Below are 8472 nucleotides of genomic sequence, written 5' to 3' on the forward strand. Positions count from 1 at the left end.
TTTGGCATGGTCGCACAGAGTTATTCACGAGAAAATTCAACACCGAATCAATACTTGTATAATGGAAAGGAACTTCAAGACGAATTGAATCTTGGTTGGTATGATTACATCGCTCGTCAATATGATCCAGCGATAGGGAGGTTTATGAGTATTGACCCAGCTGCTGATAATTATCATAGCTGGACGCCATATCACTACGTAATGAACAACCCGATCATTTTCGTTGATCCTACTGGGGCTTTTACTGAGTTGTTTGATGAAAACGGAAATAAAATTGGTGAAGATAGGAACGGGAATGATGGTAATGTTTCAATTATTACCAACAAGGATGACGTGAAAAGGATTAAGGGTAACACCAAGGATGGTCAATTAGCTTCTGCTGAAGATGTGGCAAGTGGTATTCAAACTACTAAAACTGTCCTCACAGAAGCTTTAGATGTTTTATCAAGAACAGAAGCAAATGGAGGTTTGAGAGAGGAAGTATCATTAGTTACTGGTGACGGACAAATAGTTCGAGGTGAAACTGGACCTGAACCAAAAATCGAAAATATTGGAGGAACGTTAGTTCAAACTGCAGAGACGAAAGTACCTGCTTTGCCTGAAGGTGCAAGTGCTTCTGAAGCAACGACTATTCATTCACATCCCACAAAGATTGTTGAACAAGATGGTCAAGCTTTCCCACAGTCGGCAAGCACACCTTCAGGAGCTGATAGGAGCACCTTCAAGAATTATGGCACGAATATTATTGTAGGGCCGATAGGAGTGGCTACAAGTGTTAGCAGGGATGCTAGTGGTAATTTGGTCACCACACCCTCTAGATCAAATGGTGCGGTGATTTATCAAGGCGGTAAGAGTCCAGCTGAGATAAGAGACAGAGCTGTCAGAAAAATCATTAAGTAGAGAGTTATGAAAGAATTGAGCATACTATTGGTTGTTTGTCTCTTTGGCACTGTCGGTACTTTTGCGCAGGATAAAAAGGACTTCAATCTGATTTTAGTAATTGACGATATTGTTTGGGTCAGTTATACGAATCTAAAAATTGAAATCAGGGATGATGCAGGGTCTCTTAAGCAGACAATAGGTGGCTTGTACTATCCAGGAAATCTTTCCTTTGATAAAGATGAATATGAGAAGTTGTTAGCTGCAAAGAATGATTCTATGACTTTGGTTATCGATTATAAGGAGCCAGGTAAGAATGAGAATAAGCATCAAGTTTTTGAACTGCCATTTTCATCCAGTTGGTTGTATCATTACTTCATGATCATGAGGGTTTATAATCTGAGTAATAAGAAATACATGGGTGTTTTTGATCCGTTGGATAAAAGTAGGAATTATACTTTTGAAATAGATTACCCAGGTGGTCAGATGCTTCGAGTAAGAAATAAGATCAAGAAAAAGTAATAAGCTCCAAAATATGAACCCAGCCCATGCGCTGGGTTTTATTTTTTATAGTCATCAATGAGTTGTTGTTCTTGAGCTTTACGCTTGGCTTCTAATAGTCGGGAGTGATTATAGTTAGCACGACTCATCCATCCAAAGCCAACCACAGAACAGGCCAGCACAGCAAGTCCCATAAAATTACCGAAAGTAAAAACCGACTCAACGGAAGGACTTGGCGAAATCGGCCACATGAATTTTATGAATGCATAGTTTTCGTAAAGAGGTACAATGCTATTACTCAGACTTACAAGAAAGCTATTGGTATTGGGTAGGTTGTAAACGAGTTTAAGAATAGCAACAACAGTAAAAGGAAGAGAGATTGCAAAGAGAGCAAAACCTTTGAGCAAATCCGGCCAAAGGCTGCGTTGAATTTTTTCCTTCATCGAGCGTACGCTTTTTTAGTTTTGAAATCACGGATCATCAAGTCTAGGTGATTGAGAATATACTGTCGGGCGTCATCATTTAGTTTTCCAATCTCTTCTAGTCGGTCAAGAGTTACCTTATCCAATTGGAGTGTGGTTTTACCTACCAGATAGTCTATAGAAATCTCAAGGGCATCGGCCATTTTGATAATGACCTCAATAGAAGGGCTCATGATGTTACGTTCATAACGTCCTACAATATCACCGGAAGTTCCGATAGCCTTGCCAAGGTCAGCTTGTGAAAGCCCTTTTTGCTTGCGCAAAAGCATAATATGTTCACCTATTGTCATACTTAAACGTATTGAATTAGACCATTTTTGATACTTAAAGTCAAAAATAGTCTACTTATAGGTATTAAAACAAACGCATAATACTTGCCTTGTAAAGATGAATACATTACTTTTGAGACTAATAGGTCGTGAACAAAAAATATTTTCCATGGCAGATCGCACACTGAAAGTTTACCACTCATACCGGAGCAAAGACAAGCAGGCCGTACCGGAAGTTCGATTGATCGGCCAGTGGCTTGCGCAATCCGGTTTTAAGATTGGAGAGCAAGTGCAGATCACAGTCAGAGATCAGGAGATCATTATTAAACCTGTAAGCTAAATGGAGATACACGAGATCAAACAACAGCTCACCATCGCCCAGGTACTTGATCATTACGGACTGCAGGCGAACCAAAACAATATGCTCAGTTGTCCCTTCCACAACGACAAGACACCTTCACTTCAAATCTATCCGCAGACCAATACGTTTTGTTGCTTCTCATCCAACTGCAAAGCAGGCACAGGCGATGTGATTGAGTTCATCCGGTTAATGGAAAAAGGAACAAAGCGCGAAGCGATCTTAAAAGCAAAATCATTACTTGGCCATGTTGAAACAAAAGCAACACAACCCGAAGAACTCAGCCGAGTAGCAATATTGGCTCGTTACCTGGACGGATGCAGAAAAGGAATGGGCAACGGGGAACGCGCAAGAGTGTATGCCACTGAAAGAGGGTTAGACTGGCAGACGTTGAAGCTAGGCTTCACGGGTGATAAAGTACCGGAAGTATGGAACAAGAATTTTAAAGAGAGTGCAGCAGCAATCGGACTGATCAGCAAGACACAAGACGGGCGCTACCTGAACCGTTTCAAAAATTGTTTAGTGTTCACGTTGCAAAATGCACAAGGCCATGCGGTGGGGATCTATGGAAGAAGTCTTGACCAAGGACATTACTACTTACCTGGTCCGCATCAAGGTTTATACCCTGAGTACCCAAATGCAAACACACAGAAGATCATCTTAACGGAAGCGATCATTGATGCGGCCACGTTGCAACAACATACCATAATTACCCATCAATACACCGTACTTGCTTGCTATGGCACGAATGGATTTACACAAGAGCATGAGCAAGCGATCAGAGAACTGAAGCAACTGGAAGAAGTGATTTTGTTTTTTGATGGTGATGAAGCAGGGAAAGAAGGAACAAAGAAAGTAGCGGCCAAGCTGCAAGAGATAAGAAAAGATATTACGATCAGTTCAGTAGCTACACCGGAAGGCGAAGACGTGAACAGCTTGGCACAAGCGCACGAGAAAGAAATCTTTACTCACCTGATTGAAAAGCGTACTGTTATTTTTTCAACTGAGAAGAGAGAAGTACCCAGCACACAAGCCAACAGCTACAAACTTGAAATCTTCCCCCATCGGTTTTTATACAGAACCGCTACCGCGAATTATCACATCAAAGGAGATTTACAGAACAACTTTGAAACGTTGCGTGTGAGTTTGGATATCGAACATCCTACCAATGGAAGAAAGAGCAGAAGCAAAGTTGACTTGTACGAAGACAAGCAAGTAGAGAAACTTGCGCGTGATGCCAGTGATAAGCTTGGCTTGCGAGCTGACCTTGTACAACTCGATTTAGAAGCACTTACGAATTTACTCGAACAACACCGCGAAAAGCAAAGCACCTCAAAAGAAGAAGGCAAACCACAATCTATACAAGTACCATCACACCTTGAAGTTAAGTGCAAGGAGTTTTTAACAAAGCCCAGTCTGATCAAGAGATTAAACGATCTGGTAGGCCAGGCCGGAGTAGTAGGCGAAGAAACCAACCGGATATTTTTGTTCGGCATCGCATCGAGCTACAAAATGCCGGAGACACTGCACGCACTTATCCAGGGATCGAGCGGATCAGGTAAAACACATTTACTTGCCAAGGTCAGTAACTTCATACCGAAGGAAGGCAAGAAAGCATTTACACGCGTAACAGAAGGAAGCTTGTATAATTATGGCATGTATGATCTTAGTCACCAACTAATCTGCATAGAAGATTTAGACGGCATGAAAGAAGAAGCGCAGCTTGCCTTTAGAGAACTGCAAAGCAAAGGCGTGATTATCTCAAGTACCAGCAGCAAGGATGAGAACGGAAATGTGAATGCCTACGAGCGGATAGTTTACGGCCCGATTGCCAGTATGGCTTGTACTACCAAAGGAGAAATCTATGAAGACAACATGAGCCGTTGTTTTTTGATAGCCGTTGATGAAAGTCACGAACAGACTATAAAAATCATCCAGTATCAAAACAAAAAATCAGCCGGGCAGATCGATGAAAAGCGAGAGCAGCAGATCACAGAGTTTTTACAAAACTGCATTAGAATCTTAAAGCCTTATCCTGTTATCAATCCGTATGCAGACAAAGTACAGTTACCCGAAGAAGCCCACAAGATCAGGAGACTGAACGCACTGTACCAGGCCTTTGTAAAACAGATCACCATCCTGCACCAATACCAGCGCAAGCAAGATGCACAAGGCAGACTCATCAGCGAGAAAGAAGATTTACAGATAGCAGCCGAGATCATGTTTGAATCTATCGTGCTAAAGGTTGATGAACTGGACGGAAGCCTGAGACAGTTTTACGAGCGATTAAAGACCTATGTAAAAACGAAAGGCAACGGCCATCATCAAAGCTATGAGTTTAACCAGCGTGAAATAAGACACGCGCTACACCTTAGCAAGAGCCAGTTGCAACGCTACCTCAATGACCTGATACAACTTGAGTACATCAGGCAAGCCGGAGGCTTTGCCAATCGTGGCTTTAGCTACAAAGTTTTGTACTGGGACAACATACAAACGCTTCGCGCAAAAGTGAAGAGACATTTACAAGGCCAACTCGATCAGCTTGAGTTAATCAGCGCCTAAGAAAAACCTTGGTGACCCAAAAGCCTGGGTCACCAGATGGGTCGCCAGAACAGGCAAAAATCTGCGAATACAAACAGAGAACAAAGAAAACGTGTCTGGCGACCCGTGACCCGGAAAGGGTGTATATAGAGCAATCCAAATTTTACGATCAATAAACCACAGTAGCATGAAAAATCTACCCTTGAACAGCTATGCCTGGCGCGAGCTGGAACTTGACTTTAAAGAATGGCTGGCCTTGCTGGGCTACGCAGAGAACACCGTGTACAACATGCCCTTGTATGTGCATGAATTTTTTCACTGGCTTGAACAAAACGACATCAGGCAAGTAGAGAAGATTACAGCACAACATGTTCACGATTTTATTTTTCATATGAAAGAGCGCCCACATGCCATACATGGCGGAAAGCTGAGCGGTGCACACATCAACAAATATCATCAGGGCTTAATCTTGCTGAGCCAGTTTGTAAGACAGACCAGCAAAGGAGATTTTACCGTAGAGACGCAACGATTTGAACAACTACGCGCAATCCCGGACATACTCACCATGGCCGAAGTGAAAGAACTTTATGCGGCAACCGATGGGAGCGTACTTGGCTTGCGTGATAAAGTCATGCTCGGTATTTTTTATGGATGCGGACTGAGAAGAAATGAAGGTGTGCAATTAGATGTAAGTGATATAGACTTTAAAGCAAAACTTGTCTACGTGCGCAAAGGCAAGAACTATAAAGAAAGATATGTGCCGGCAAACGAAACCACCTTGCAGCACATCAAAGATTACCTGGATCACAGCCGTCCATTTTTACAGAAGAAGAATAAAATCCCTTCGCTCTTCATCAGTGATAAAGGTTATCGGATGCAAGGGCAAAGTTTACTGATCAGGTTGAGAAAGCTTAACAAACTGGCGAAGGTCAACAAAGAAATCGGACTGCATACCTTACGGCATAGCATTGCCACACACCTTTTGCAAAATGGAATGAAGCTGTCGTATATCGCCAAATTTTTAGGACACAGTTCACTGGAATCAACACAAATCTATACCCACATCAAACATGAAAACTTTTAAAGACTATCTAATACAAAAGGAGTTCTCAGAAAATACGATCAGGATTTACGAGAACGACATCAAGGAATTTTTGGAGTGGACAACAAAGAACCATTACCTGATGGAAAATATCTGTTACGCAGATTTGATGAATTACATCAAACACAGTCAGAAGCAAGGTAGAAGCAAAGTGAATGTGCAGCACCAACTACTGGCAATGCGCCATTACTTTAACTATCAAGTGAAAACCGGAAAAATAAAAAGCAACCCGGCACAAGGTGTTTATGTCAGAGGAATAGCCAGGCGATTACCGCACGACCTTACAGCGTACAGCGAATTGATTAAAGTCTATGAAAACTATCCGGTGAACGATATCAGAAGTCAGCGAAACAAAGTGATCTTAGGATTATTCATCTTCCAGGCATTGACAATAGAAGAACTGGAAACGTTGGAGCCGGAACATATCAGCCTTCGGGAAGGAAAAATAAAAATCATCGGAACAGAACGGACAAACGAACGAGTGTTGAAGCTGGAAGCATCACAGGTTTTTGAACTGCAGGAATATTTAAACAAGACGCGCAACCGGATTTTATACGGTCCACTGGTGAATGAACCGGAGAAGATCAAACAATTGATTATTGGCATGGAAGGAGCAACACGTTTACCCGCAGAAGTAGGCCAGATGATGAGAAAATTAAAACACCCAACCATTAAGCAAGCAAGTCAGATCAGAGCAAGCGTAATTGCAGAGTGGACGAAGCTGCATGACGTTAGAATCGTTCAATACATGAGCGGCCACAAATACGTAAGCACAACCGAACGCTATCAGGCAACGCACCTGGAAGATTTACAGGAGCAATTAAGACTACACCACCCATTGAAGTGATCCACACATGCCCACGCTCGGCCGACCCTTCTGCAAGTTTTTCTGTCACAGTTTTTGTAAAGGCCGACACACTTGCAGCACATTGCTTTTTTGTTTTAGTTGAAATGATTGGAAAGCGGAGAAAACAAAAAAGCAAAGAGCTGCACCCCCCGCACGAGAGCAAAAACATGTGCCAGAAAAACTTGCCCAAAGCTATGTTTACATAACGTGCTCTTATGCAACTCCTCGCGTAATAGCGGTGTGCTTCGCACTTAGTAAAGCTGCGGGATTGCATAAGCACATTATGTAAAATAGCCCCGCATGGAGCTGACGCAGTTGTGCGCTACTCGCTCCGCTCAGACAAGGCGCATGCCACAGGCGTAAGGAGGCTGCGCCATTTTTTTATGCTTAGCGCGCCCCCGGAAAGTTTTGTTCTTCGATTGAAATTTAGTGCGGGGGCTTGCATCATTTTTTTGAAGCTGAAGTGATGATAAAATTTTGTGTGAATGATAAAGTTCAGACTACATCACTTCACCTTCAAAAAAACGCTCTTCTTTTTTGCGCTGCACTTTTACCCCAAATGCCTCTCGGGGTGGAGTGGCTCCCAGGCGTTGCGGCCTCAAAGCAAAGCAGGGAAGGAATGCGCGGTGAAGTTTTGCTTTGATGGCCAGCGTAGGCATGTGCGCACCTGGGAGACGAACGGAACGAAGCGTTGGCCGACTCACTTTATCGTTTACACCAAGCTTTAATCGTTAGCACTCAGCGCGTGGGAGTGTGTCGGATGTGCGGCTACTTAACATAAGGTTATTATGCAATCCCGCACCACCATTAAAAATCAAACAACGGTGAGGAGTTGCATAATGCCACCTTATGTTAATGTAGCTTAGGGCAAGTTTTATTGGCGTGATCTTTTGCATTGAGCGATGGCAAGGCTCTTGGATGCTGCTTTGGTGCGCGTGCTGATCGTGCGGCAGTAGCCATGTGCCTGTGTGCGTTTGAAGCAAAGAGCATGACAAGAAAACTTGCAGAAGGGTTGGTAAGTGTGTTGGAGCGCGTGGTTACACATTAATCAGGACACCGACCAGTTCTTCCATCGGTTCTACCGGAAACAAGAACTACTCTGGTGATTGGAAGGGATGCCCTTGTAGAATACTCTTTACCACACTCAGGGCAGTTGTATTCCTCGCTTTCATTGTGACCATCTTGTTTTTGAACTACAGGTCTAATAGTCGCCCCACAGCAAGTGCAAGGGTGTTCGTGTGAATCATCGTAAGGTCTTTTACTCATAGGTTTTTTACATTAAAAATAAAGTTATCTATTAGGTTATACGAATAACTCGACCAAATCTTGAATTTACCCTTGCTTTTTTTCAATTGAAATAAAAAAGTTGGTGGCCAAAGGTTGAACTATTATCTTTAGGCTGTGAGTTGTGACTCGGAAATGTTCTTTGAAAAAGTTGCCGCAGGAGCTCGTGAAGGTTACTGGAAAAGTGGTGTAGTTTACTATCCGTTTGG

At 42.9% G+C, this 8472-nt stretch carries 9 protein-coding genes; 6 read left to right on the plus strand and 3 right to left on the minus strand.

Annotated features, from left to right (window positions below):
• Together SanaruYs_RS19715 and SanaruYs_RS19720 are read left to right on the plus strand one after the other, a co-directional pair.
• Positions 1 to 900: RHS repeat-associated core domain-containing protein (locus tag SanaruYs_RS19715; protein WP_148115049.1), on the plus strand; the 900-nt coding region annotated here is incomplete at its 5' end.
• Positions 901 to 906: 6 nt separating this feature from the next.
• Positions 907 to 1401 carry a hypothetical protein gene (locus SanaruYs_RS19720; protein WP_127124345.1) on the plus strand — a complete coding sequence of 165 codons (495 nt, stop codon included), beginning with the start codon at positions 907 to 909 and terminating at the stop codon, positions 1399 to 1401.
• Positions 1402 to 1439: 38 nt separating this feature from the next.
• On the opposite strand, the gene SanaruYs_RS19725 is transcribed toward SanaruYs_RS19720, so the two are convergent.
• Entirely contained in the window at positions 1440 to 1823 is a 384-nt protein-coding gene (locus tag SanaruYs_RS19725; protein ID WP_127124346.1) for a hypothetical protein, read from the minus strand.
• Positions 1820 to 2152 carry a helix-turn-helix domain-containing protein gene (locus tag SanaruYs_RS19730; RefSeq protein ID WP_127124347.1) on the minus strand — a complete coding sequence of 111 codons (333 nt, stop codon included), beginning with the start codon at positions 2150 to 2152 and terminating at the stop codon, positions 1820 to 1822. Before SanaruYs_RS19730 ends, SanaruYs_RS19725 begins: the two co-directional genes overlap by 4 nt.
• A 148-nt stretch (positions 2153 to 2300) precedes the next feature.
• Between SanaruYs_RS19730 and SanaruYs_RS19735 the strand changes: the two genes are divergently transcribed.
• The 4 genes from SanaruYs_RS19735 (at position 2301) to SanaruYs_RS19750 (ending at position 6979) form a co-directional block, all read left to right on the plus strand.
• Positions 2301 to 2471: a SymE family type I addiction module toxin gene (locus SanaruYs_RS19735; protein WP_218022493.1), complete on the plus strand. Its 171-nt coding sequence runs from the start codon at positions 2301 to 2303 to the stop codon at positions 2469 to 2471.
• A complete protein-coding gene (locus SanaruYs_RS19740) occupies positions 2472 to 5051 on the plus strand; it encodes a CHC2 zinc finger domain-containing protein (protein WP_127124349.1) in 2580 nt (859 codons plus the stop codon).
• Between the two features lie 166 nt (positions 5052 to 5217).
• Positions 5218 to 6114, plus strand: a complete 897-nt coding sequence (locus tag SanaruYs_RS19745) for a tyrosine-type recombinase/integrase (RefSeq protein WP_127124350.1) — start codon at positions 5218 to 5220, stop codon at positions 6112 to 6114.
• Positions 6101 to 6979, plus strand: a complete 879-nt coding sequence (locus SanaruYs_RS19750) for a tyrosine-type recombinase/integrase (RefSeq protein WP_127124351.1) — start codon at positions 6101 to 6103, stop codon at positions 6977 to 6979. Before SanaruYs_RS19745 ends, SanaruYs_RS19750 begins: the two co-directional genes overlap by 14 nt.
• Before the next feature lie 500 nt (positions 6980 to 7479).
• Here SanaruYs_RS19750 and SanaruYs_RS19755 read toward each other — a convergent pair whose 3' ends face one another.
• Entirely contained in the window at positions 7480 to 7683 is a 204-nt protein-coding gene (locus SanaruYs_RS19755; protein ID WP_127124352.1) for a hypothetical protein, read from the minus strand.
• Between the last annotated feature and the right edge of the window lie 789 nt (positions 7684 to 8472).

The organism is Chryseotalea sanaruensis, assembly GCF_003990915.1.
Classification (GTDB): Bacteria; Bacteroidota; Bacteroidia; order Cytophagales; family Cyclobacteriaceae; genus Chryseotalea; species Chryseotalea sanaruensis.